This window comes from Streptococcus sp. 596553 (assembly GCF_900411395.1).
In the GTDB taxonomy this organism is placed as follows: domain Bacteria; phylum Bacillota; class Bacilli; order Lactobacillales; family Streptococcaceae; genus Streptococcus; species Streptococcus mitis_BA.
Map to the genome: position 1 here is coordinate 64,973 of NZ_OXCQ01000005.1, position 20,635 is coordinate 85,607.

Annotated in this window: 32 protein-coding genes; all 32 read left to right on the forward strand. The window is 40.9% G+C overall.

Translation table 11 applies throughout. The features are described 5' to 3' along the window. Positions 1-156: 156 nt before the first annotated feature. Positions 157-1,689, forward strand: a complete 1,533-nt coding sequence (gene cls, locus DSY56_RS06410) for a cardiolipin synthase (protein WP_112444561.1) — start codon at positions 157-159, stop codon at positions 1,687-1,689. Positions 1,690-1,944: 255 nt separating this feature from the next. After that, positions 1,945-3,483 carry a damage-inducible protein CinA gene (locus DSY56_RS06420; protein ID WP_112444563.1) on the forward strand — a complete coding sequence of 513 codons (1,539 nt, stop codon included), beginning with the start codon at positions 1,945-1,947 and terminating at the stop codon, positions 3,481-3,483. Positions 3,484-3,602: 119 nt separating this feature from the next. Then, on the forward strand, positions 3,603-5,810 hold the full coding sequence (gene nrdD / locus DSY56_RS06425) for an anaerobic ribonucleoside-triphosphate reductase (protein WP_164226540.1): 2,208 nt from the start codon (positions 3,603-3,605) through the stop codon (positions 5,808-5,810). An 11-nt stretch (positions 5,811-5,821) separates the two neighbouring features. Next, a complete protein-coding gene (locus tag DSY56_RS06430; RefSeq protein WP_000521621.1) occupies positions 5,822-5,962 on the forward strand; it encodes a hypothetical protein in 141 nt (46 codons plus the stop codon). Positions 5,963-6,110: 148 nt separating this feature from the next. Next, the gene (locus tag DSY56_RS06435) at positions 6,111-6,617 is read left to right on the forward strand and encodes a GNAT family N-acetyltransferase (protein ID WP_112444566.1); all 507 of its coding nucleotides are present in this window, start codon (positions 6,111-6,113) and stop codon (positions 6,615-6,617) included. Then, positions 6,610-7,200, forward strand: coding sequence for an anaerobic ribonucleoside-triphosphate reductase activating protein (gene nrdG / locus DSY56_RS06440; RefSeq protein WP_112444568.1), 591 nt, complete (start codon positions 6,610-6,612; stop codon positions 7,198-7,200). The genes DSY56_RS06435 and nrdG overlap by 8 nt, the downstream gene beginning before the upstream one ends. Continuing rightward, on the forward strand, positions 7,197-7,823 hold the full coding sequence (locus DSY56_RS06445) for a uridine kinase family protein (protein WP_112444570.1): 627 nt from the start codon (positions 7,197-7,199) through the stop codon (positions 7,821-7,823). Before nrdG ends, DSY56_RS06445 begins: the two co-directional genes overlap by 4 nt. A 244-nt stretch (positions 7,824-8,067) precedes the next feature. Then, positions 8,068-8,376, forward strand: coding sequence for a 30S ribosomal protein S10 (gene rpsJ / locus DSY56_RS06450; RefSeq protein ID WP_001284513.1), 309 nt, complete (start codon positions 8,068-8,070; stop codon positions 8,374-8,376). A 216-nt stretch (positions 8,377-8,592) separates the two neighbouring features. After that, the gene (gene rplC, locus DSY56_RS06455) at positions 8,593-9,219 is read left to right on the forward strand and encodes a 50S ribosomal protein L3 (protein WP_000160197.1); all 627 of its coding nucleotides are present in this window, start codon (positions 8,593-8,595) and stop codon (positions 9,217-9,219) included. Between the two features lie 24 nt (positions 9,220-9,243). Next, entirely contained in the window at positions 9,244-9,867 is a 624-nt protein-coding gene (gene rplD / locus DSY56_RS06460; RefSeq protein ID WP_112444572.1) for a 50S ribosomal protein L4, read from the forward strand. After that, entirely contained in the window at positions 9,867-10,163 is a 297-nt protein-coding gene (locus DSY56_RS06465; RefSeq protein ID WP_001055347.1) for a 50S ribosomal protein L23, read from the forward strand. Before rplD ends, DSY56_RS06465 begins: the two co-directional genes overlap by 1 nt. Before the next feature lie 17 nt (positions 10,164-10,180). Then, positions 10,181-11,014: a 50S ribosomal protein L2 gene (rplB, locus tag DSY56_RS06470; RefSeq protein ID WP_000512911.1), complete on the forward strand. Its 834-nt coding sequence runs from the start codon at positions 10,181-10,183 to the stop codon at positions 11,012-11,014. Between the two features lie 103 nt (positions 11,015-11,117). Further along, positions 11,118-11,399: a 30S ribosomal protein S19 gene (rpsS, locus tag DSY56_RS06475; RefSeq protein ID WP_000533766.1), complete on the forward strand. Its 282-nt coding sequence runs from the start codon at positions 11,118-11,120 to the stop codon at positions 11,397-11,399. Between the two features lie 11 nt (positions 11,400-11,410). Further along, complete coding sequence (rplV, locus tag DSY56_RS06480; protein ID WP_000818137.1) at positions 11,411-11,755, forward strand: 50S ribosomal protein L22; 345 nt, start codon at positions 11,411-11,413, stop codon at positions 11,753-11,755. 12 nt (positions 11,756-11,767) lie between these two features. Next, positions 11,768-12,421: a 30S ribosomal protein S3 gene (gene rpsC / locus DSY56_RS06485; protein ID WP_000529936.1), complete on the forward strand. Its 654-nt coding sequence runs from the start codon at positions 11,768-11,770 to the stop codon at positions 12,419-12,421. Positions 12,422-12,424: 3 nt separating this feature from the next. After that, complete coding sequence (gene rplP / locus DSY56_RS06490) at positions 12,425-12,838, forward strand: 50S ribosomal protein L16 (protein WP_000960946.1); 414 nt, start codon at positions 12,425-12,427, stop codon at positions 12,836-12,838. A gap of 9 nt (positions 12,839-12,847) precedes the next feature. Then, a complete protein-coding gene (gene rpmC, locus DSY56_RS06495) occupies positions 12,848-13,054 on the forward strand; it encodes a 50S ribosomal protein L29 (protein WP_000772918.1) in 207 nt (68 codons plus the stop codon). Positions 13,055-13,078: 24 nt separating this feature from the next. Next, entirely contained in the window at positions 13,079-13,339 is a 261-nt protein-coding gene (rpsQ, locus tag DSY56_RS06500) for a 30S ribosomal protein S17 (protein WP_000440801.1), read from the forward strand. Between the two features lie 25 nt (positions 13,340-13,364). Continuing rightward, positions 13,365-13,733 carry a 50S ribosomal protein L14 gene (rplN, locus tag DSY56_RS06505; protein WP_000616545.1) on the forward strand — a complete coding sequence of 123 codons (369 nt, stop codon included), beginning with the start codon at positions 13,365-13,367 and terminating at the stop codon, positions 13,731-13,733. A 78-nt stretch (positions 13,734-13,811) separates the two neighbouring features. Beyond that, positions 13,812-14,117 carry a 50S ribosomal protein L24 gene (gene rplX, locus DSY56_RS06510; RefSeq protein ID WP_000497691.1) on the forward strand — a complete coding sequence of 102 codons (306 nt, stop codon included), beginning with the start codon at positions 13,812-13,814 and terminating at the stop codon, positions 14,115-14,117. 23 nt (positions 14,118-14,140) lie between these two features. After that, on the forward strand, positions 14,141-14,683 hold the full coding sequence (rplE, locus tag DSY56_RS06515) for a 50S ribosomal protein L5 (protein ID WP_000013542.1): 543 nt from the start codon (positions 14,141-14,143) through the stop codon (positions 14,681-14,683). 17 nt (positions 14,684-14,700) lie between these two features. Continuing rightward, positions 14,701-14,886, forward strand: coding sequence for a type Z 30S ribosomal protein S14 (locus tag DSY56_RS06520; protein ID WP_001085699.1), 186 nt, complete (start codon positions 14,701-14,703; stop codon positions 14,884-14,886). A 180-nt stretch (positions 14,887-15,066) separates the two neighbouring features. Further along, a complete protein-coding gene (gene rpsH, locus DSY56_RS06525; RefSeq protein ID WP_000245504.1) occupies positions 15,067-15,465 on the forward strand; it encodes a 30S ribosomal protein S8 in 399 nt (132 codons plus the stop codon). A gap of 191 nt (positions 15,466-15,656) precedes the next feature. Continuing rightward, the gene (gene rplF / locus DSY56_RS06530; protein WP_000086622.1) at positions 15,657-16,193 is read left to right on the forward strand and encodes a 50S ribosomal protein L6; all 537 of its coding nucleotides are present in this window, start codon (positions 15,657-15,659) and stop codon (positions 16,191-16,193) included. Between the two features lie 83 nt (positions 16,194-16,276). Continuing rightward, positions 16,277-16,633, forward strand: coding sequence for a 50S ribosomal protein L18 (gene rplR / locus DSY56_RS06535; RefSeq protein WP_000624044.1), 357 nt, complete (start codon positions 16,277-16,279; stop codon positions 16,631-16,633). Positions 16,634-16,650: 17 nt separating this feature from the next. Continuing rightward, positions 16,651-17,145 (forward strand): 30S ribosomal protein S5, encoded by a 495-nt coding sequence (gene rpsE, locus DSY56_RS06540; RefSeq protein WP_000874202.1) that lies wholly within the window; start codon positions 16,651-16,653, stop codon positions 17,143-17,145. A 13-nt stretch (positions 17,146-17,158) separates the two neighbouring features. Beyond that, positions 17,159-17,341 carry a 50S ribosomal protein L30 gene (rpmD, locus tag DSY56_RS06545; protein WP_000057241.1) on the forward strand — a complete coding sequence of 61 codons (183 nt, stop codon included), beginning with the start codon at positions 17,159-17,161 and terminating at the stop codon, positions 17,339-17,341. A 144-nt stretch (positions 17,342-17,485) separates the two neighbouring features. Next, positions 17,486-17,926: a 50S ribosomal protein L15 gene (rplO, locus tag DSY56_RS06550; protein ID WP_000766087.1), complete on the forward strand. Its 441-nt coding sequence runs from the start codon at positions 17,486-17,488 to the stop codon at positions 17,924-17,926. A 12-nt stretch (positions 17,927-17,938) separates the two neighbouring features. Further along, entirely contained in the window at positions 17,939-19,249 is a 1,311-nt protein-coding gene (secY, locus tag DSY56_RS06555; protein ID WP_049511466.1) for a preprotein translocase subunit SecY, read from the forward strand. Between the two features lie 263 nt (positions 19,250-19,512). Continuing rightward, on the forward strand, positions 19,513-20,151 hold the full coding sequence (locus DSY56_RS06565) for an adenylate kinase (protein ID WP_112444574.1): 639 nt from the start codon (positions 19,513-19,515) through the stop codon (positions 20,149-20,151). A gap of 116 nt (positions 20,152-20,267) precedes the next feature. Continuing rightward, complete coding sequence (infA, locus tag DSY56_RS06570; RefSeq protein ID WP_001029883.1) at positions 20,268-20,486, forward strand: translation initiation factor IF-1; 219 nt, start codon at positions 20,268-20,270, stop codon at positions 20,484-20,486. Positions 20,487-20,510: 24 nt separating this feature from the next. Continuing rightward, positions 20,511-20,627 carry a 50S ribosomal protein L36 gene (rpmJ, locus tag DSY56_RS06575; RefSeq protein ID WP_001808836.1) on the forward strand — a complete coding sequence of 39 codons (117 nt, stop codon included), beginning with the start codon at positions 20,511-20,513 and terminating at the stop codon, positions 20,625-20,627. Positions 20,628-20,635: the final 8 nt, after the last annotated feature.

Consider the following 20,635-nt stretch of genomic DNA (forward strand, 5'->3'; position numbering starts at 1 on the left):
TACTAGTATCAATTACTTGTTTTTAGCATTCATACTCTTCGAAAATCAAATTCAAACCGCGTCAACGTCGCCTTGCCGTACTCAAGTACAGCCTGCGGCTAGTTTCCTAGTTTGCTCTTTGATTTTCATTGAGTATCAAAATATCAAGGAGGGGATATGAAATATAGAAAATTTCAATTATTGATGTCCAAGTATGGCTTTAGTATTTCGATTATGTTACTTGAACTTTGTCTGGTTTTTGGTCTCTTTCTTTATTTAGGACGCATGGCTCCCATTTTATGGATTACTGTCCTCATTCTACTGAGTATCATCACAATCATTTCGATAGTCAACCGTAATACGACTCCTGAGAATAAGGTAACCTGGTTGTTAGTAGCCTTTGTACCAGTATTTGGGCCCTTGCTCTATCTGATGTTTGGTGAGAGGCGATTGTCCAAAAAAGAAATCAAACAACTGAAGAAGCTAGGCTCCATGCATTTCCAAGAAGCAAATAGCCAGTTACTAAAAGAGGAATTAAAAGAAAGTGATAAGGCGGCATATGGCGTCATCAAGTCCTTATTGAGTATGGATACCAATGCTGACATCTATGATCAAACTGCCTCTACATTTTTTCCTAACGGAGAAGCTATGTGGAAAAAGATGGTAGAAGATCTTAAAAAGGCTGAGAAATTTATCTTCTTGGAATATTACATTATAGAAGAAGGTTTGATGTGGAATCGTATTCTAGAAATCTTGGAGCAAAAGGTCGCTCAAGGCATTGAAGTTAAACTGCTCTATGATGATATTGGCTGTATGGCTACTTTAACAGGAGATTATGCACATCGACTTCGTCAGCTAGGCATCGAGGCCCATAAATTCAATAAAGTTATTCCTCGTTTGACAGTGGCCTATAATAACAGAGATCATAGAAAAATATTGATTGTTGATGGTCAGATAGCCTATACTGGTGGGGTCAATCTGGCAGATGAGTACATTAACCACGTCGAGAGATTTGGTTATTGGAAGGATAGTGGAATTCGCTTAGACGGACTAGCAGTAAAAGCCCTGACACGCTTGTTTTTAACCACTTGGTACATCAATCGAGGAGAGATTAGTGATTTTGATCAATATCATTTAGAAAATCATTCTATCCCAAGTGACGGTTTAACCATTCCATACGGAAGTGGACCCAAGCCAATTTTTCGAACGCAGGTAGGGAAAAAGGTTTATCAGAGTTTGATCAATCAAGCAACTGAATCGGTTTATATTACTACACCTTATTTGATCATAGATTATGATTTAACGGAGACAATCAAAAATGCTGCTATGAGAGGGGTCGATGTTCGGATTGTCACCCCTTACATACCAGATAAGAAGTTCATTCAGTTAGTCACAAGAGGGGCTTATCCAGACCTTCTTTCTGCTGGAGTTCGGATTTATGAGTATAGTCCAGGTTTTATTCATAGTAAGCAGATGTTGGTAGACGAAGATTTTGCGGTGGTGGGGACAATCAATCTCGACTACCGAAGCTTGGTACACCATTATGAAAATGCAGTCTTACTCTATAAAACTCCTTCTATAATGGAAATCGCCCGAGATTTTCAAAATATATTTGCAGATTCTCAGGAAGTTTATCCCCATTCTATCAAAACGAGCTGGTATCAAAAGCTTGTAAAAGAAATCGCCCAGTTATTCGCCCCTATCTTATAAGAAGTCTAGGACTGAGGATACAAACCAGTCCTCTTTTTCTTGCTTTTTACGAATAGAAAGATATAGGGAGGGACGATGCTGACTCAGAAAGAAATAAACTATATCCTGACATTCAAACAGACACATTTACACCGCTTTCGAGAAATTGAAACCTTTGTGAAACTATGCAAAAAATCACTCAAACAGCCATCGCAAGCTGACAATCCTAGGACTTTTTGATATACTAAGACAGATAAATTGAATAGGAGAAACGATATGAGTGTGTATGGTAGAGTAGAAGAAGTTCATCAGGAGAATCGTGAACCTCTAGAATACCAAATCGAACAAGAATCGCATCATCGTGAATCAAGTCGTCTTCCTTTGGTGAAAATTTTACTATGGAGTACGCTTGTAACGGGGATAACTCTAGGAGTACCGCTATTACTCGATTTAATGAGTGCACAAGAAGTGCAGGATTTTTATGCAGGTTGGGCGCTTCATCAGGCAGGGAAAATTTACAGCGACTATTATGGAAGTCAAGGTTTGCTTTATTATTTGCTGACTTACGTGACTCAGGGCGGATTTTTCTTTGCTATCTTTGAGTGGTTAGCCTTGGTAGCAGGAGGATTTTTCCTTTTTAGATCAGCGGACACCTTGACAGAGCAAGGAGACCAAGCTGGACAAGTGGTGACTATTTTTTACATGCTAGTTACAGGTCTTGCTTTTGGTGGAGGTTATGCGACTCTTTTAGCGCTTCCTTTCTTATTCGCGGCCTTTAGTTTAGTTGCGGCTTATCTAAGCAATCCAAGCCATGATAAGGGATTTGTACGGATTGGGCTAGCTTTGGCAGGCGGATTTTTCTTTGCTCCCTTGGCATCGCTTCTGTTTATTGCAGTAGTGAGTTTAGGTTTGTTGGTCTTTAACCTTGGGCATAGACGCTTTACGCATGGGTTTTATCAGTTTCTTGCAGTGGCTTTAGGTTTTTCACTGGTCTTTTATCCAACTGCCTACTATAGTGTTGCAACAGGAAGTTTTGGGGATGCCATTAGTGGTATTCGTTATCCTATTGACAGTATTCGCTTTGATTTCACTTCTAAAATTTTAGAGAATATGGCTTTTTATGGCTTGTTGTCCCTTGGTTTGGGATTTGTAGTTTGTATCTTTTTAGGTCTCTTTCAATCCAAACCTTCTAAACTATACGTCATTTCGGTTCCTGCAAGTTTTGTGACAATTTTAGGTTTGATTTTGCTTTTCTTTTCACAAGAGCCTCTGCACGCTTCTTATTTGATGGTCGTCTTCCCTGTTTTCCTACTTTTATTGGTAACCAATATTAAGAGTCAACAGAGGGGGCGTAGTGTTAGAAGAAGACGAAGAGAAACGCCAGTTAGCCTATGGAGTCGTTTCTTCAAAGGAAATCTATATCTGCCAGTTTTAGGGCTTGTCTATCTTTTGTCTATTCCTTTTTTGATGAAGTTTGTCCTTTATCCGGTACCTTATCAAGAACGTGATCGTCTTGCTGATTTGGTAAAAGAGGAGACAAATACGGAAGATGCTATCTATGCATGGGATGATACTGCGACTCTTTATCGTAAGAGTGAGCGTTTGTCGCCATCGGCTATTTTGTCCCCGATGTATTATACAGCAACTGAGGAAAACCGGAATAAGCTACTTAATGACTTGAAAGAAAAACAACCTAAGGTGATTGTGGTAAATGACAAGGTGCCAGTCTGGTCTGAAGTAGAAACAATCTTGAAAGAAAATTACCAACCAGTAAAGACGGATTACTCAGAGTTTAAAGTCTATAAAATCAAATAACCAAATCAATATCTTGTGTATTTTTAAAAATTTTAGGATTTTTAACACAAGATATTGATTTTTCTTTTTAGAGTGGTATAATACTTTTTAGAAAGAACATTTTAGAAAAGAGTATGCATATGATTGCACTAGAAGAAAAAATTACAATTTTGCCAACTCTCTTCGTCGAGAAACGAGATGGGAGACGTGTTGTATTTGATGTGGACAAGATTGACAAGGCTCTCCACAAGGCGGCAGACAAGGTTATGGATGTGACACCCTTAGTCGAAAAGCGCCTAAATGCTCTGACTGAGCGAATTGTCACAGAAATTCATAGTCGATTTCCACAGGGAGTTAAGATCTATGAAATCCAAAATATCGTAGAACATGAACTCCTTGAAGCCAAAGAATATGCCTTGGCTGAGGAGTATATCACTTATCGGACACAGAGAGATTTTGAGCGCTCAAAAGCGACAGATATTAACTTTAGTATTCATAAGCTTCTTAATAAAGATCAGGCAGTTGTCAATGAAAATGCAAATAAAGACAGCGATGTCTTTAATACCCAGCGTGATTTGACAGCGGGGATTGTTGGAAAATCAATCGGACTGCAAATGCTCCCTAAGCATGTAGCCAATGCCCACCAAAAAGGGGATATCCACTATCACGATTTGGACTACAGCCCCTATACTCCTATGACCAACTGCTGTTTGATTGATTTTAAAGGTATGTTGGAAAATGGTTTTAAGATTGGAAATGCAGAGGTAGAGAGTCCCAAGTCTATCCAGACTGCGACAGCACAGATTTCGCAAATCATCGCCAACGTTGCTTCTAGCCAGTATGGTGGCTGTTCAGCTGACCGTATCGATGAAGTTTTGGCGCCTTATGCAGAGAAGAATTACCAAAAACACCTCAAAGATGCGGAAGAATGGGTCTTACCTGAAAAACGGGAAGATTACGCTTGGAAGAAAACCCAAAAAGACATCTACGATGCTATGCAATCCCTTGAGTATGAAATCAATACTCTCTTCACTTCAAATGGACAAACACCTTTTACTTCGCTAGGTTTTGGTATGGGAACCAGTCGTTTTGAACGAGAAATTCAAAAAGCTATTTTAAACATTCGCATCAAGGGGCTTGGTTCGGAGCATCGTACAGCCATCTTCCCTAAGCTCATCTTTACGCTGAAAAGAGGCCTTAACTTGGAAGAAGGGACTCCCAACTACGACATTAAGCAGTTGGCTCTTGAGTGTGCAACCAAGCGGATGTACCCAGATGTTTTGTCCTATGATAAGATTATCGAGTTGACAGGTTCTTTCAAAGTTCCTATGGGATGTCGTTCGTTCCTTCAAGGATGGAAGGATGAAAATGGTGTAGAAGTCAATTCAGGTCGGATGAATCTAGGCGTTGTGACGGTTAACCTGCCTCGTATTGCCCTCGAGTCTGAGGGAGACATGAATAAGTTCTGGGAGATCTTCAACGAGCGTATGAATATCGCTGAAGATGCTCTGGTTTACCGTGTCGAACGCACTAAAGAAGCAACACCAGCAAATGCTCCTATACTTTATCAATACGGTGCTTTTGGTCATCGTCTAGGTAAAGAAGAAAGTGTTGACCAGCTCTTTAAGAATCGTCGAGCGACCGTTTCGCTGGGTTACATCGGTTTGTACGAAGTGGCTACTGTTTTCTTTGGAAATAGCTGGGAAAGCAATCTAGAAGCAAAGGAATTCACGCTGGATATCATTCGTGATATGAAACGCCGTGTAGAAGAGTGGTCAGATCAATATGGCTATCATTTCTCTATCTACTCAACACCGTCTGAAAGTTTGACAGACCGTTTCTGTCGACTAGATACAGACAAGTTTGGTTCTATTCCTGATATTACAGATAAGGAATACTATACCAACTCTTTCCACTACGATGTTCGTAAAAATCCAACACCGTTTGAAAAATTAGACTTTGAGAAAGTCTATCCAGAAGCAGGTGCGTCAGGTGGTTTCATCCATTATTGTGAGTATCCAGTTCTTCAACAAAATCCTAAGGCCCTGGAAGCTGTCTGGGACTATGCCTATGACCGTGTGGGCTATCTTGGGACCAATACACCAATAGACCGTTGCTACAAGTGTGACTTTGAAGGGGATTTTGAACCAACTGAGAGGGGCTTTGCTTGTCCAAACTGTGGCAATAGCGATCCTAAAACAGTAGACGTTGTTAAACGGACTTGTGGCTATTTAGGTAATCCTCAAGCGAGACCTATGGTCAATGGGCGTCACAAGGAAATCGCAGCGCGTGTCAAACATATGAATGGTTCAACGATTAAAATAGCTGGGCATCAAGTAACAAATTAGAAAGAAATGAAATGGGAAAATATCAATTAGACGATAAGGGGCGTGCACAAGTGACCCGTTATCACGAGAAACACTCTAAAGGTGGAGCTGGTAAGAAAGAACGTTTGCTTAGCCTCAGAGAACAATTTTTAAACAAGAATAAGAAAAAATAAAAGTGATACTCAATGAAAATCAAAGAGCAAACTAGGAAGCTAGCTGCAGGCTGTACTTGAGTACGGTAAGGCGACGCTGACGTGGTTTGAAGAGATTTTCGAAGAGTATGAGAGTCAGCTCTCACTTTTCTCACAGTGGGAGGTAAGGATGGAACTACGCAGACCAAGATTAGCAGATAAGGTAGCTGTTTTAGACATGATGGCAGAGTTTGAAAAGAGCCAATCAGCCCATGATGGAGGATTTTGGGATACAGAGAACTTTGTGTATGAAGAGTGGTTGGAAACAAATATGCAAAAAGAGATGGGAATAAACTTGCCTGAAAATCGTGTTCCTTCTATTCAATTTGTATCATTTGATGATGTAGGTCGTGCTCTAGGTTTTTTGAATCTGCGATTGAGACTGAATGAGGGGTTACTGAATTGTGCTGGTCACATTGGCTACTCCATTCGTCCATCAGAAAGAGGCAAAGGTTATGGTAAAGAAACTCTCCGTCAGGGCTTGCAAATTGCTAAGGCAAAGAACATCAAGAAAACTCTTGTAACCTGTAGCGTGAATAACTCTGCTAGCAGAGCAGTCATTCTAGCAAATGGTGGGCTCCTTGAGGATGTTCGTAATGGAGTCGAGCGTTATTGGATAGAGGTAGCGAATGAATAATCCAAAACCACAAGAATGGAAAAGTGAGGAGCTCAGTCAAGGCCGTATCATCGACTACAAGGCCTTTAACTTTGTGGACGGCGAAGGCGTGCGCAACTCTCTCTATGTATCAGGTTGTATGTTTCACTGCGAGGGGTGTTATAATGTTGCGACTTGGTCTTTCAATGCAGGAATTCCCTACACAGCAGAATTAGAAGAGCAAATCATGGCAGATCTTGCCCAGCCTTATGTTCAGGGGTTAACCTTACTGGGAGGGGAGCCCTTCCTCAATACGGGCATTCTCTTACCTCTCGTTAAACGTATCCGGAAGGAATTGCCAGACAAAGACATCTGGTCTTGGACCGGCTACACTTGGGAAGAAATGATGCTGGAGACCTCAGATAAATTGGAACTCTTATCACTGATTGACATTCTTGTCGATGGACGGTATGATCGAACTAAGAGAAATCTCATGCTCCAGTTTCGAGGCTCGTCCAACCAAAGAATCATCGATGTGCAAAAATCGCTCAAAAGTATGCAAGTGGTGATTTGGGACAAGCTCAATGACGGAAAAGAAAGTTATGAACAGGTAAAGAGAGAGTGAAGAAAAACGACTTAATAGAAGGACTGGTTTCAGAGATAGAAGCTGGAAAAATCAGGACACTGGGAATATACGGTCATGGAGCTTCAGGTAAATCAACCTTTGCACAGGAATTGTACCAAGCTTTAGATTCTACAAAGGTAAACTTATTGGAAACCGATCCTTACATTGCTTCAAATCGTCATTTAATGGTGCCAAAGGAGACTCCAGACCAAAAAGTGACCGCTTGTTTACCTGTGGCTCATGAACTGGTAAGTTTAGAAAGAGACATTCTCGCTTTAAAGGCTGGTATGGATATCTTAACAATTGAAGAACCTTGGAAAGCTAGTGAGGTCTTGTCTGGAGCAAAGCCAATTCTGATTGTCGAAGGGATGTCTGTTGGCTTTTTACCCAAAGAACTCTTTGACAAAACCATCTGTTTTTACACGGATGAGGAGACCGAATTAAAGTGGCGACTAGCTAGAGATACGATTGTGAGAAATCGCGATGCATCCTTTATATTGGCTACTCATCACATGAGACGGGAGCAGTATCTACACTACTACAAAGAAACTGAGTCAAGGGCGGACATTCTAGTGGACCAATCAGAAGGTAAATTTGAGGTCAAGAGGAGTCGGTTTATATAGAAGAAAATCCCTAATTTTAAAAAGAAAAAATAGGAAAACAGTTTCATCGTAAAAAAACGAAAAAACAGCAACAAATCCCTTGCAATCGCAGGGGCTTTGTGTTATTCTATTATGGTGCTGTAAATTACAGCTTTAGCTTTGATGCAAGAGGTTGCGACACGCTCGGTTGCATTGCCACGCAACACCGCGTCGGTTTTCTTGTGGAGCTAGCCTATTATCTTAAATAGACGAAAAGGAGAAAAAGATGGCAAACAAAAAAATCCGTATCCGTTTGAAAGCTTACGAACACCGTACGCTTGACACAGCGGCTGCAAAAATCGTAGAATCAGCTACTCGTACAGGTGCACAAGTTGCGGGTCCAATTCCACTTCCAACTGAACGTAGCCTCTACACAATCATTCGTGCGACTCACAAATACAAAGACTCTCGCGAACAATTTGAAATGCGTACACACAAACGTTTGATCGATATCGTTAACCCAACTCAAAAAACAGTTGATGCTTTGATGAAATTGGATCTTCCAAGTGGTGTAAACGTAGAAATCAAACTTTAATCTAAAATATAAAAGAGCAGAGGCTGGTGTTTCAATTTAATTGAACACGGGCTAAACTCGGTGTGAAAAAGATAAACTTCCTAGTGTCTGCTAGACACTGCGTCAGTTTCCTATTTTCACTTTGAGTTTGACGCCCTTTGTATCTTAGACCTGAGCATAAAAAACGCTCGTTAAAAACTTTTTGAATAAAAAATATAGAAAAGGAACTATTTTCTCATGACAAAAGGAATCTTAGGGAAAAAAGTGGGAATGACTCAAATCTTCACTGAAGCTGGCGAATTGATCCCTGTAACAGTTATTGAAGCAACTCCAAACGTTGTCCTTCAAGTTAAAACTGTTGAAACAGACGGATACAACGCTATCCAAGTTGGTTTCGATGACAAACGCGAAGTATTGAGCAACAAACCTGCTAAAGGACATGTAGCGAAAGCTAACACGGCTCCTAAGCGCTTCATTCGTGAATTCAAAAACGTTGAAGGCTTGGAAGTTGGTGCTGAAATCACAGTTGAAACATTCGCAGCTGGAGACGTTGTTGACGTAACTGGTACTTCTAAAGGTAAAGGTTTCCAAGGTGTTATCAAACGCCACGGACAATCACGTGGACCAATGGCTCACGGTTCTCGTTACCACCGTCGTCCAGGTTCTATGGGACCTGTTGCACCTAACCGCGTATTCAAAGGTAAAAACCTTGCAGGACGTATGGGTGGCGACCGCGTAACAATTCAAAACCTTGAAGTTGTACAAGTTGTTCCAGAAAAGAACGTTATCCTTATCAAAGGTAACGTACCAGGTGCTAAGAAATCTCTTATCACTATCAAATCAGCAGTTAAAGCTGGTAAATAATAAGGAAAGGGGAATACAGTCAAAATGGCAAATGTAACATTATTCGACCAAACTGGTAAACAAGCGGGCGAAGTTGTTCTTAACGATGCAATCTTTGGTATCGAACCAAATGAATCTGTTGTGTTTGATGTGATCATCAGCCAACGTGCTAGCCTTCGTCAAGGAACTCACGCAGTTAAAAACCGCTCAGCTGTTTCAGGTGGCGGACGCAAACCATGGCGTCAAAAAGGAACTGGACGTGCTCGTCAAGGTTCTATCCGCTCTCCACAATGGCGTGGTGGTGGAATCGTCTTCGGACCAACTCCACGTAGCTATGCGTACAAACTTCCTCAAAAAGTTCGTCGCCTTGCGCTTAAATCTGTTTACTCAGAAAAAGTTGCTGAAAATAAATTTGTAGCCGTTGATTCTCTTGAATTTACAGCTCCAAAAACTGCTGAATTTGCAAAAGTTCTTGCAGCTTTGAGCATCGATTCTAAAGTCCTTGTTATTCTTGAAGAAGGAAACGAATTCGCAGCTCTTTCAGCTCGTAACATTCCAAACGTGAAAGTTGCGACTGCTACAACTGCAAGTGTTCTTGACATCGCAAATAGTGACAAACTTCTTGTTACTCAAGCAGCTATCTCTAAAATCGAGGAGGTTCTTGCATAATGAATTTGTATGATGTTATCAAAAAACCTGTCATCACTGAAAGCTCAATGGCTCAACTTGAAGCAGGAAAATATGTATTTGAAGTTGACACTCGTGCACACAAACTTTTGATCAAGCAAGCTGTTGAAGCTGCTTTCGAAGGTGTTAAAGTTGCCAACGTTAACACAATCAACGTAAAACCAAAAGCTAAACGTGTTGGACGTTACACTGGTTTTACTAACAAAACTAAAAAAGCTATCATCACACTTACAGCTGATTCAAAAGCAATCGAGTTGTTTGCTGCTGAAGCTGAATAATCTAAGGAGGAAATATCGTGGGAATTCGTGTTTATAAACCAACAACAAACGGTCGCCGTAATATGACTTCTTTGGATTTCGCTGAAATCACAACAAGCACTCCTGAAAAATCATTGCTTGTTGCATTGAAGAGCAAGGCTGGTCGTAACAACAACGGTCGTATCACTGTTCGTCACCAAGGTGGTGGACACAAACGTTTCTACCGTTTGGTTGACTTCAAACGTAACAAAGACAACGTTGAAGCAGTTGTTAAAACAATCGAGTACGATCCAAACCGTTCTGCAAACATCGCTCTTGTACACTACACTGACGGTGTGAAAGCATACATCATCGCTCCAAAAGGTCTTGAAGTTGGTCAACGCATCGTTTCAGGTCCAGAAGCAGATATCAAAGTCGGAAACGCTCTTCCACTTGCTAACATCCCAGTTGGTACTTTGATCCACAATATCGAGTTGAAACCAGGTCGTGGTGGTGAATTGGTACGTGCTGCTGGTGCATCTGCTCAAGTATTGGGGTCTGAAGGTAAATACGTTCTTGTTCGTCTTCAATCAGGTGAAGTTCGTATGATTCTTGGAACTTGCCGTGCTACAGTTGGTGTTGTCGGAAACGAACAACATGGACTTGTAAACCTTGGTAAAGCAGGACGTAGCCGTTGGAAAGGTATCCGCCCAACAGTTCGTGGTTCTGTAATGAACCCTAACGATCACCCACACGGTGGTGGTGAAGGTAAAGCACCAGTTGGTCGTAAAGCACCATCTACTCCATGGGGCAAACCTGCTCTTGGTCTTAAAACTCGTAACAAGAAAGCGAAATCTGACAAACTTATCGTTCGTCGTCGCAACGAGAAATAATATTAAACTAGTCGCTTAAGCAACTAGTAAATCCGCCAGCTCGGTAGCGCTCCATAGGAGCGCAAGCCGCTGTGGTACAACATTTAAAGGAGAAAATATAAAAATGGGACGCAGTCTTAAAAAAGGACCTTTCGTCGATGAGCATTTGATGAAAAAAGTTGAAGCTCAAGCTAACGACGAAAAGAAAAAAGTTATTAAAACTTGGTCACGTCGTTCAACGATCTTCCCAAGTTTCATTGGTTACACTATCGCAGTTTATGACGGACGTAAACACGTACCTGTTTACATCCAAGAAGACATGGTAGGTCACAAACTTGGTGAATTTGCACCAACTCGTACTTACAAAGGTCACGCTGCAGACGACAAGAAAACACGTAGAAAATAAGGAGAACATAAATGGCAGAAATTACTTCAGCTAAAGCAATGGCTCGTACAGTACGTGTTTCACCTCGTAAATCACGTCTTGTTCTTGATAACATCCGTGGTAAAAGCGTAGCCGATGCAATCGCAATCTTGACATTCACTCCAAACAAAGCTGCTGAAATCATCTTGAAAGTTTTGAACTCAGCTGTAGCTAACGCTGAAAACAACTTTGGTTTGGATAAAGCTAACTTGGTAGTATCTGAAGCATTCGCAAACGAAGGACCAACTATGAAACGTTTCCGTCCACGTGCGAAAGGTTCAGCTTCACCAATCAACAAACGTACAGCTCACATCACTGTGGCTGTTGCAGAAAAATAAGGAGGTAAAATCGTGGGTCAAAAAGTACATCCAATTGGTATGCGTGTCGGCATCATCCGTGATTGGGATGCCAAATGGTATGCTGAAAAAGAATACGCGGATTACCTTCATGAAGATCTTGCAATCCGTAAATTCGTTCAAAAAGAACTTGCTGACGCAGCAGTTTCAACTATTGAAATCGAACGCGCAGTAAACAAAGTTAACGTTTCACTTCACACTGCTAAACCAGGTATGGTTATCGGTAAAGGTGGTGCTAACGTTGATGCACTCCGTGCAAAACTTAACAAATTGACTGGAAAACAAGTACACATCAACATCATCGAAATCAAACAACCTGATTTGGATGCTCACCTTGTAGGTGAAGGTATTGCTCGTCAATTGGAGCAACGTGTTGCTTTCCGTCGTGCACAAAAACAAGCAATCCAACGTGCAATGCGTGCTGGAGCTAAAGGAATCAAAACTCAAGTATCAGGTCGTTTGAACGGTGCAGATATCGCCCGTGCTGAAGGATACTCTGAAGGAACTGTTCCGCTTCACACACTTCGTGCAGATATCGATTACGCTTGGGAAGAAGCAGATACTACATACGGTAAACTTGGTGTTAAAGTATGGATCTACCGTGGTGAAGTTCTTCCAGCTCGCAAAAACACTAAAGGAGGTAAATAACCAATGTTAGTACCTAAACGTGTTAAACACCGTCGTGAATTCCGTGGAAAAATGCGCGGTGAAGCAAAAGGTGGAAAAGAAGTAGCATTCGGTGAATACGGTCTTCAAGCTACAACTAGCCACTGGATCACTAACCGCCAAATCGAAGCTGCTCGTATCGCCATGACTCGTTACATGAAACGTGGTGGTAAAGTTTGGATTAAAATCTTCCCACACAAATCATACACTGCTAAAGCTATCGGTGTGCGTATGGGATCTGGTAAAGGGGCACCTGAAGGTTGGGTAGCACCAGTTAAACGTGGTAAAGTGATGTTCGAAATCGCTGGTGTATCTGAAGAGATCGCTCGCGAAGCGCTTCGTCTTGCTAGCCACAAATTGCCAGTTAAATGTAAATTCGTAAAACGTGAAGCAGAATAAGGAGAAGGCATGAAACTTAATGAAGTAAAAGAATTTGTTAAAGAACTTCGTGGTCTTTCTCAAGAAGAACTCGCGAAGCGCGAAAACGAATTGAAAAAAGAATTGTTTGAACTTCGTTTCCAAGCTGCTACTGGTCAATTGGAACAAACAGCTCGCTTGAAAGAAGTTAAAAAACAAATCGCTCGTATCAAAACAGTTCAATCTGAAGCGAAATAATAGACTAGGGAAGGAGAAATTTCAATGGAACGCAATAATCGTAAAGTTCTTGTTGGACGTGTTGTATCTGACAAAATGGACAAGACAATCACAGTTGTAGTTGAAACAAAACGTAACCACCCAGTCTATGGTAAACGTATTAACTACTCTAAAAAATACAAAGCTCATGATGAAAACAATGTTGCCAAAGAAGGCGATATCGTACGTATCATGGAAACTCGCCCGCTTTCAGCTACAAAACGTTTCCGTCTTGTAGAAGTTGTTGAAGAAGCGGTCATCATCTAATCAAACCTGAAAGGAGAAAACTGAAATGATTCAAACAGAAACTCGTTTGAAAGTCGCAGACAACAGCGGTGCTCGCGAAATCTTGACTATCAAAGTTCTTGGTGGTTCAGGACGTAAATTTGCAAACATCGGTGATGTTATCGTGGCATCTGTAAAACAAGCTACTCCTGGTGGTGCGGTTAAAAAAGGTGACGTTGTTAAAGCAGTTATCGTTCGTACTAAATCAGGTGCTCGTCGTGCTGATGGTTCATACATCAAATTTGACGAAAACGCAGCAGTTATCATCCGTGAAGACAAAACTCCTCGCGGAACACGTATCTTTGGCCCAGTTGCACGTGAATTGCGTGAAGGTGGCTTCATGAAGATCGTGTCACTTGCTCCAGAAGTACTTTAATTTTTAGAAACAAACTAGTCCCCTGGATTTACCTCCAGGGTGCCCTTATGGGCGTAAGAAAAATCAAGGAGAAACCTAATGTTTGTAAAAAAAGGCGACAAAGTTCGCGTAATCGCTGGTAAAGATAAGGGAACAGAAGCTGTTGTCCTTACTGCCCTTCCAAAAGTAAACAAAGTTATCGTTGAAGGTGTTAACATCGTTAAGAAACACCAACGTCCAACTAACGAGCTTCCTCAAGGTGGTATCATCGAGAAAGAAGCAGCTATCCACGTATCAAACGTTCAAGTTTTGGACAAAAATGGTGTAGCTGGTCGTGTTGGTTACAAATTTGTAGACGGTAAAAAAGTTCGCTACAACAAAAAATCAGGCGAAGTGCTTGATTAATCACGAAGGAAAGGAGAAGTATAATGGCAAATCGTTTAAAAGAAAAATATCTTAATGAAGTAGTTCCTGCTTTGACAGAACAATTCAACTACTCATCAGTGATGGCTGTGCCTAAAGTAGATAAGATCGTTTTGAACATGGGTGTTGGTGAAGCTGTATCAAACGCTAAAAGCCTTGAAAAAGCTGCTGAAGAATTGGCACTTATCTCAGGTCAAAAACCACTTATCACTAAAGCTAAAAAATCAATCGCCGGCTTCCGTCTTCGTGAAGGTGTTGCGATCGGTGCAAAAGTTACCCTTCGTGGTGAACGTATGTACGAATTCTTGGATAAATTGGTTTCAGTTTCACTTCCACGTGTACGTGACTTCCACGGTGTTCCAACAAAATCATTTGACGGACGCGGAAACTACACACTTGGTGTGAAAGAACAATTGATCTTCCCAGAAATCAACTTCGATGACGTTGACAAAACTCGTGGTCTTGACATCGTTATCGTAACAACTGCTAACACTGACGAAGAGTCACGTGCATTGCTTACAGGCCTTGGAATGCCTTTTGCAAAATAATATAGGAGGTATAACTAATGGCTAAAAAATCTATGATTGCTAAGAACAAACGCCCAGCGAAGTTCTCTACTCAAGCATACACTCGCTGTGAACGTTGTGGACGTCCACACTCAGTTTACCGCAAGTTTAAACTTTGCCGTGTTTGCTTCCGTGAATTAGCTTACAAAGGACAAATTCCTGGTGTAACAAAAGCATCTTGGTAATTCTAGCTTTCAATCCCGTCGTGATTCGTCGTTATCTGCTTTTGCCTAACTCAAGTTATGCCTGCAAGCAGATGCCTAGACTCACTTAGGAATTGAAACCTAGAAACATATTCTGAGCCTAGCTCAATCATTAACTAGCAAGTGCAACTTGCAAACTACTAGTAAGAGGAGAAAAACAAAATGGTTATGACTGACCCAATCGCAGACTTCCTAACTCGTATTCGTAATGCTAACCAAGCGAAACACGAAGTACTTGAAGTACCTGCATCAAACATCAAAAAAGGGATTGCTGAAATCCTTAAACGCGAAGGTTTTGTAAAAAACGTTGAAATCATCGAAGATGACAAACAAGGCATCATCCGTGTGTTCCTTAAATACGGACCAAACGGTGAAAAAGTTATCACTAACTTGAAACGTGTTTCTAAACCAGGACTTCGTGTCTACAAAAAACGTGAAGACCTTCCAAAAGTTCTTAACGGACTTGGAATTGCTATCCTTTCAACTTCTGAAGGTTTGCTTACTGATAAAGAAGCACGCCAAAAGAATGTTGGTGGGGAAGTTATCGCTTACGTTTGGTAAAATCAAGATACAAAGCTCGTAAAGAACAAAGCAAAATTAGAAAGTTGGAGAAGTTTGTTTACAAACAAGCCAACTTATCTATTTTGCACAGTTCTTAGAGCGTGTTCAGTTCAGCTCTTGGACTAAATAAGTATCTGAACCCCGTGAAAACTGGCCGTTCTGGCCTGACAATTTAACAGGAGAAAATAAACATGTCACGTATTGGTAATAAAGTTATCGTGTTGCCTGCTGGTGTAGAAATCACTAACAATGACAACCTTGTAACTGTAAAAGGACCTAAAGGAGAACTTACTCGTGAGTTCTCAAAAGATATTGAAATCCGTGTGGAAGGTACTGAAGTAACTCTTCACCGTCCAAACGATTCAAAAGAAATGAAAACTATCCACGGAACTACTCGTGCCCTTTTGAACAACATGGTTGTTGGTGTATCAGAAGGATTCAAGAAAGAACTTGAAATGCGCGGGGTTGGTTACCGTGCACAACTTCAAGGATCTAAACTTGTTTTGGCTGTTGGTAAATCTCATCCAGACGAAGTTGAAGCTCCAGAAGGAATTACTTTTGAACTTCCAAACCCAACAACAATCGTTGTTAGCGGAATTTCAAAAGAAGTAGTTGGTCAAACAGCTGCTTACGTACGTAGCCTTCGTTCACCAGAACCATATAAAGGTAAAGGTATCCGTTACGTTGGTGAATTCGTTCGCCGTAAAGAAGGTAAAACAGGTAAATAATGTTGAGTGGTTGATTCTCAACCACCAACCTATTTTCCAACTTTGTGCATAGCACACGATTTAAAACTAAAGAGGTGAAAACTGTGATTTCAAAACCAGATAAAAACAAACTCCGCCAAAAACGCCACCGTCGCGTTCGCGGAAAACTCTCTGGAACTGCTGATCGCCCACGTTTGAACGTATTCCGTTCTAATACAGGCATCTACGCTCAAGTGATTGATGACGTAGCGGGTGTAACGCTCGCAAGTGCTTCAACTCTTGACAAAGAAGTTTCAAAAGGAACTAAAACTGAACAAGCCGTTGCTGTCGGTAAACTCGTTGCAGAACGTGCAAACGCTAAAGGTATTTCAGAAGTGGTGTTCGACCGCGGTGGATATCTATATCACGGACGTGTGAAAGCTTTGGCTGATGCAGCTCGTGAAAACGGATTGAAATTCTAATAGGAGGACACTAGAAAATGGCATTTAAAGACAATGCAGTTGAATTAGAAGAACGCGTAGTTGCTGTTAACCGTGTTACAAAAGTTGTTAAAGGTGGACGTCGTCTTCGTTTCGCAGCTCTTGTTGTTGTTGGTGACCACAACGGTCGCGTAGGATTTGGTACTGGTAAAGCTCAAGAAGTTCCAGAAGCAATCCGTAAAGCAGTAGATGATGCTAAGAAAAACTTGATCGAAGTTCCTATGGTTGGAACAACAATCCCACACGAAGTTCTTTCAGAATTCGGTGGAGCTAAAGTATTGTTGAAACCTGCTGTAGAAGGTTCTGGAGTTGCCGCTGGTGGTGCAGTTCGTGCCGTTGTGGAATTGGCAGGTGTGGCAGATATTACATCTAAATCACTTGGTTCTAACACTCCAATCAACATTGTTCGTGCAACTGTTGAAGGTTTGAAACAATTGAAACGCGCTGAAGAAGTTGCTGCCCTTCGTGGTATTTCAGTTTCTGATTTGGCATAAGAAAGGGGATAAAATGGCTCAAATTAAAATTACTTTGACTAAGTCTCCAATCGGACGCATTCCATCACAACGTAAAACTGTTGTAGCACTTGGACTTGGCAAATTGAACAGCTCTGTTATTAAAGAAGATAACGCTGCTATCCGTGGTATGATCACAGCAGTATCTCACTTGGTAACAGTTGAAGAAGTAAACTAATGAATTTTTAGGGGATGTGCACTATACCATCCCCTAAAACTAGATATAGTCATCTATGATGACGTCGTATAGGCGAGTTGATGGGGGAGACAACCTTTTCTCCCTTATCGGCGCTAGCATTTTACAAAATAGGAGAAAATAAAAATGAAACTTCATGAATTGAAACCTGCAGAAGGTTCTCGTAAAGTACGTAACCGCGTTGGTCGTGGTACTTCATCAGGTAACGGTAAAACATCTGGTCGTGGTCAAAAAGGTCAAAAAGCTCGTAGCGGTGGCGGAGTTCGCCTTGGTTTTGAAGGTGGACAAACTCCATTGTTCCGTCGTCTTCCAAAACGTGGATTCACTAACATCAACGCTAAAGAATACGCAATTGTGAACCTTGACCAATTGAACGTCTTTGAAGATGGTGCTGAAGTAACTCCAGTTGTTCTTATCGAAGCAGGAATTGTTAAAGCTGAAAAATCAGGTATTAAAATTCTTGGTAACGGTGAGTTGACTAAGAAATTGACTGTGAAAGCAGCTAAATTCTCTAAATCAGCTGAAGAAGCTATCACTGCTAAAGGTGGTTCAGTAGAAGTCATCTAAGAGAGGTGACCTATGTTTTTTAAATTATTAAGAGAAGCTCTTAAAGTCAAGCAGGTTCGATCAAAAATTTTATTTACAATTTTTATCGTTTTGGTCTTTCGTATCGGGACTAGCATTACAGTTCCTGGTGTGAATGCCAATAGCTTGAATGCTTTAAGTGGATTATCCTTCTTAAACATGTTGAGCTTGGTGTCGGGGAATGCCCTAAAAAACTTTTCGATTTTTGCCCTAGGAGTTAGTCCCTATATCACCGCTTCTATCGTTGTCCAACTCTTGCAAATGGATATTTTACCCAAGTTTGTAGAGTGGGGAAAACAAGGGGAAGTAGGTCGAAGAAAATTGAACCAAGCTACTCGTTATATTGCACTAGTTCTCGCTTTTGTGCAATCTATCGGGATTACAGCTGGTTTTAATACCTTGGCTGGAGCTCAATTGATTAAAACTGCTTTAACTCCACAAGTTTTTCTGACGATTGGTATCATCTTAACAGCTGGTAGTATGATTGTCACGTGGTTGGGAGAGCAAATTACAGATAAGGGATACGGAAACGGTGTTTCCATGATTATCTTTGCCGGGATTGTTGCCTCAATTCCAGAGATGATTCAGGGCATCTATGTAGACTACTTTGTGAACGTCCCAAGTAGCCGTATCACTTCATCTATCATTTTCGTAATCATTTTGATTATTACTGTATTGTTGATCATTTACTTTACAACTTATGTTCAACAAGCAGAATACAAAATTCCAATCCAATATACTAAGGTTGCACAAGGTGCTCCATCTAGCTCTTACCTTCCATTGAAGGTAAACCCTGCTGGAGTTATCCCTGTTATCTTTGCAAGTTCGATTACTGCAGCGCCTGCGGCTATTCTTCAGTTTTTGAGCGCTACAGGTCATGATTGGGCTTGGGTAAGGGTAGCACAAGAGATGTTGGCAACCACTTCTCCAACTGGTATTGCCATGTATGCTTTGTTGATTATTCTCTTTACATTCTTCTATACGTTTGTACAGATTAATCCTGAAAAAGCGGCAGAGAACCTACAAAAGAGCGGTGCCTATATCCATGGAGTTCGTCCTGGTAAAGGTACAGAAGAATATATGTCTAAACTTCTTCGTCGTCTTGCAACGGTTGGTTCCCTCTTCCTTGGTGTGATTTCCATTTTGCCGATTGCAGCTAAAGATGTATTTGGTCTTTCTGATGTTGTTGCCTTTGGGGGAACAAGTCTCTTGATCATTATCTCTACAGGTATCGAAGGAATCAAGCAATTGGAAGGTTACCTATTGAAACGTAAGTATGTTGGTTTCATGGATAGAACAGAATAAAAGTATTTACTGATACTCTTCGAAAATCTCTTCAAACCACGTCAGCTTTATCTGCAACCTCAAAGCAGTGCTTTGAGCAACCTGCGGCTAGCTTCCTAGTTTGCTCTTTGATTTTCATTGAGTATGAAGCAGTAAATGCTGAGGGAGTGGAGGTTTAACTCTAACATTAGTGAGAGTTTGGTCTCCCCTCTTCTATTTTGTTTTTAAATAGGGGTGAAAAGACTTTTTGCTTCTATTTAAAAATAAAATAAGGAGATCAGATCATGAATCTTTTGATTATGGGCTTACCTGGTGCAGGTAAGGGAACTCAAGCAGCAAAAATCGTAGAACAATTCCATGTTGCACATATCTCAACAGGTGATATGTTCCGCGCTGCAATAGCAAATCAAACTGAAATGGGTGTTCTTGCTAAGTCATACATTGACAAGGGTGAATTGGTTCCTGATGAAGTTACAAATGGAATCGTAAAAGAACGTCTTTCACAAGATGATATTAAAGAAACAGGATTCTTATTGGATGGTTACCCACGTACAATCGAACAAGCTCATGCCTTGGACAAAACATTGGCTGAACTTGGCATTGAACTAGAAGGTGTTATCAATATTGAAGTGAACCCTGACAGCCTCTTGGAACGTTTGAGTGGCCGTATCATCCACCGCGTAACTAGAGAAACTTTCCACAAGGTCTTTAACCCACCAGTTGACTATAAAGAAGAAGATTACTACCAACGTGAAGATGATAAGCCTGAGACAGTAAAACGTCGTTTGGATGTGAATATTGCTCAAGGAGAACCAATCATTGCTCACTACCGTGCCAAAGGTTTGGTTCATGACATCGAAGGTAATCAAGATATCAATGATGTCTTCTCAGATATTGAAAAAGTATTGACAAATTTGAAATAAAGCGTTTTTCACACTTGCAAAAATCAGCTACAAATGTTATACTGAGATAGTCTGACTTATAATTGTTGTCTCTGTGTCTAGAGGCATCGAATCGAAATTTATGGAGGTGCTTTTGCGTGGCAAAAGACGATGTGATTGAAGTTGAAGGCAAAGTAGTTGATACAATGCCGAATGCAATGTTTACGGTTGAACTTGAAAATGGACATCAGATTTTAGCAACAGTTTCTGGTAAAATTCGTAAAAACTATATTCGTATTTTAGCGGGAGATCGTGTTACTGTCGAAATGAGTCCATATGACTTGACACGTGGACGTATCACTTACCGCTTTAAATAATCGAAAAACTTGGAGGGATAAGAAATGAAAGTAAGACCATCGGTCAAACCAATTTGCGAATACTGTAAAGTTATTCGTCGTAATGGTCGTGTTATGGTAATTTGCCCAGCAAATCCAAAACACAAACAACGTCAAGGATAAGATAGAAA

What these genes read in the sequence shown, in the direction of transcription:
- DSY56_RS06435 (WP_112444566.1), top strand. Translation starts at nt 6,111, where the DNA reads ATGGAACTACGCAGACCAAGATTAGCAGATAAGGTAGCTGTTTTAGAC.
- rplD (WP_112444572.1), top strand. Translation starts at nt 9,244, where the DNA reads ATGGCAAATGTAACATTATTCGACCAAACTGGTAAACAAGCGGGCGAA.
- rplN (WP_000616545.1), top strand. Translation starts at nt 13,365, where the DNA reads ATGATTCAAACAGAAACTCGTTTGAAAGTCGCAGACAACAGCGGTGCT.
- rpsQ (WP_000440801.1), top strand. Translation starts at nt 13,079, where the DNA reads ATGGAACGCAATAATCGTAAAGTTCTTGTTGGACGTGTTGTATCTGAC.
- rplX (WP_000497691.1), top strand. Translation starts at nt 13,812, where the DNA reads ATGTTTGTAAAAAAAGGCGACAAAGTTCGCGTAATCGCTGGTAAAGAT.
- nrdG (WP_112444568.1), top strand. Translation starts at nt 6,610, where the DNA reads ATGAATAATCCAAAACCACAAGAATGGAAAAGTGAGGAGCTCAGTCAA.
- rplC (WP_000160197.1), top strand. Translation starts at nt 8,593, where the DNA reads ATGACAAAAGGAATCTTAGGGAAAAAAGTGGGAATGACTCAAATCTTC.
- DSY56_RS06430 (WP_000521621.1), top strand. Translation starts at nt 5,822, where the DNA reads ATGGGAAAATATCAATTAGACGATAAGGGGCGTGCACAAGTGACCCGT.
- rplV (WP_000818137.1), top strand. Translation starts at nt 11,411, where the DNA reads ATGGCAGAAATTACTTCAGCTAAAGCAATGGCTCGTACAGTACGTGTT.
- rplP (WP_000960946.1), top strand. Translation starts at nt 12,425, where the DNA reads ATGTTAGTACCTAAACGTGTTAAACACCGTCGTGAATTCCGTGGAAAA.
- rpsH (WP_000245504.1), top strand. Translation starts at nt 15,067, where the DNA reads ATGGTTATGACTGACCCAATCGCAGACTTCCTAACTCGTATTCGTAAT.
- cls (WP_112444561.1), top strand. Translation starts at nt 157, where the DNA reads ATGAAATATAGAAAATTTCAATTATTGATGTCCAAGTATGGCTTTAGT.
- rpmD (WP_000057241.1), top strand. Translation starts at nt 17,159, where the DNA reads ATGGCTCAAATTAAAATTACTTTGACTAAGTCTCCAATCGGACGCATT.
- rpsE (WP_000874202.1), top strand. Translation starts at nt 16,651, where the DNA reads ATGGCATTTAAAGACAATGCAGTTGAATTAGAAGAACGCGTAGTTGCT.
- DSY56_RS06465 (WP_001055347.1), top strand. Translation starts at nt 9,867, where the DNA reads ATGAATTTGTATGATGTTATCAAAAAACCTGTCATCACTGAAAGCTCA.
- rplO (WP_000766087.1), top strand. Translation starts at nt 17,486, where the DNA reads ATGAAACTTCATGAATTGAAACCTGCAGAAGGTTCTCGTAAAGTACGT.
- rpmJ (WP_001808836.1), top strand. Translation starts at nt 20,511, where the DNA reads ATGAAAGTAAGACCATCGGTCAAACCAATTTGCGAATACTGTAAAGTT.
- rpmC (WP_000772918.1), top strand. Translation starts at nt 12,848, where the DNA reads ATGAAACTTAATGAAGTAAAAGAATTTGTTAAAGAACTTCGTGGTCTT.
- DSY56_RS06520 (WP_001085699.1), top strand. Translation starts at nt 14,701, where the DNA reads ATGGCTAAAAAATCTATGATTGCTAAGAACAAACGCCCAGCGAAGTTC.
- DSY56_RS06565 (WP_112444574.1), top strand. Translation starts at nt 19,513, where the DNA reads ATGAATCTTTTGATTATGGGCTTACCTGGTGCAGGTAAGGGAACTCAA.
- DSY56_RS06420 (WP_112444563.1), top strand. Translation starts at nt 1,945, where the DNA reads ATGAGTGTGTATGGTAGAGTAGAAGAAGTTCATCAGGAGAATCGTGAA.
- secY (WP_049511466.1), top strand. Translation starts at nt 17,939, where the DNA reads ATGTTTTTTAAATTATTAAGAGAAGCTCTTAAAGTCAAGCAGGTTCGA.
- rpsJ (WP_001284513.1), top strand. Translation starts at nt 8,068, where the DNA reads ATGGCAAACAAAAAAATCCGTATCCGTTTGAAAGCTTACGAACACCGT.
- rpsS (WP_000533766.1), top strand. Translation starts at nt 11,118, where the DNA reads ATGGGACGCAGTCTTAAAAAAGGACCTTTCGTCGATGAGCATTTGATG.
- rplE (WP_000013542.1), top strand. Translation starts at nt 14,141, where the DNA reads ATGGCAAATCGTTTAAAAGAAAAATATCTTAATGAAGTAGTTCCTGCT.
- nrdD (WP_164226540.1), top strand. Translation starts at nt 3,603, where the DNA reads ATGATTGCACTAGAAGAAAAAATTACAATTTTGCCAACTCTCTTCGTC.
- rplF (WP_000086622.1), top strand. Translation starts at nt 15,657, where the DNA reads ATGTCACGTATTGGTAATAAAGTTATCGTGTTGCCTGCTGGTGTAGAA.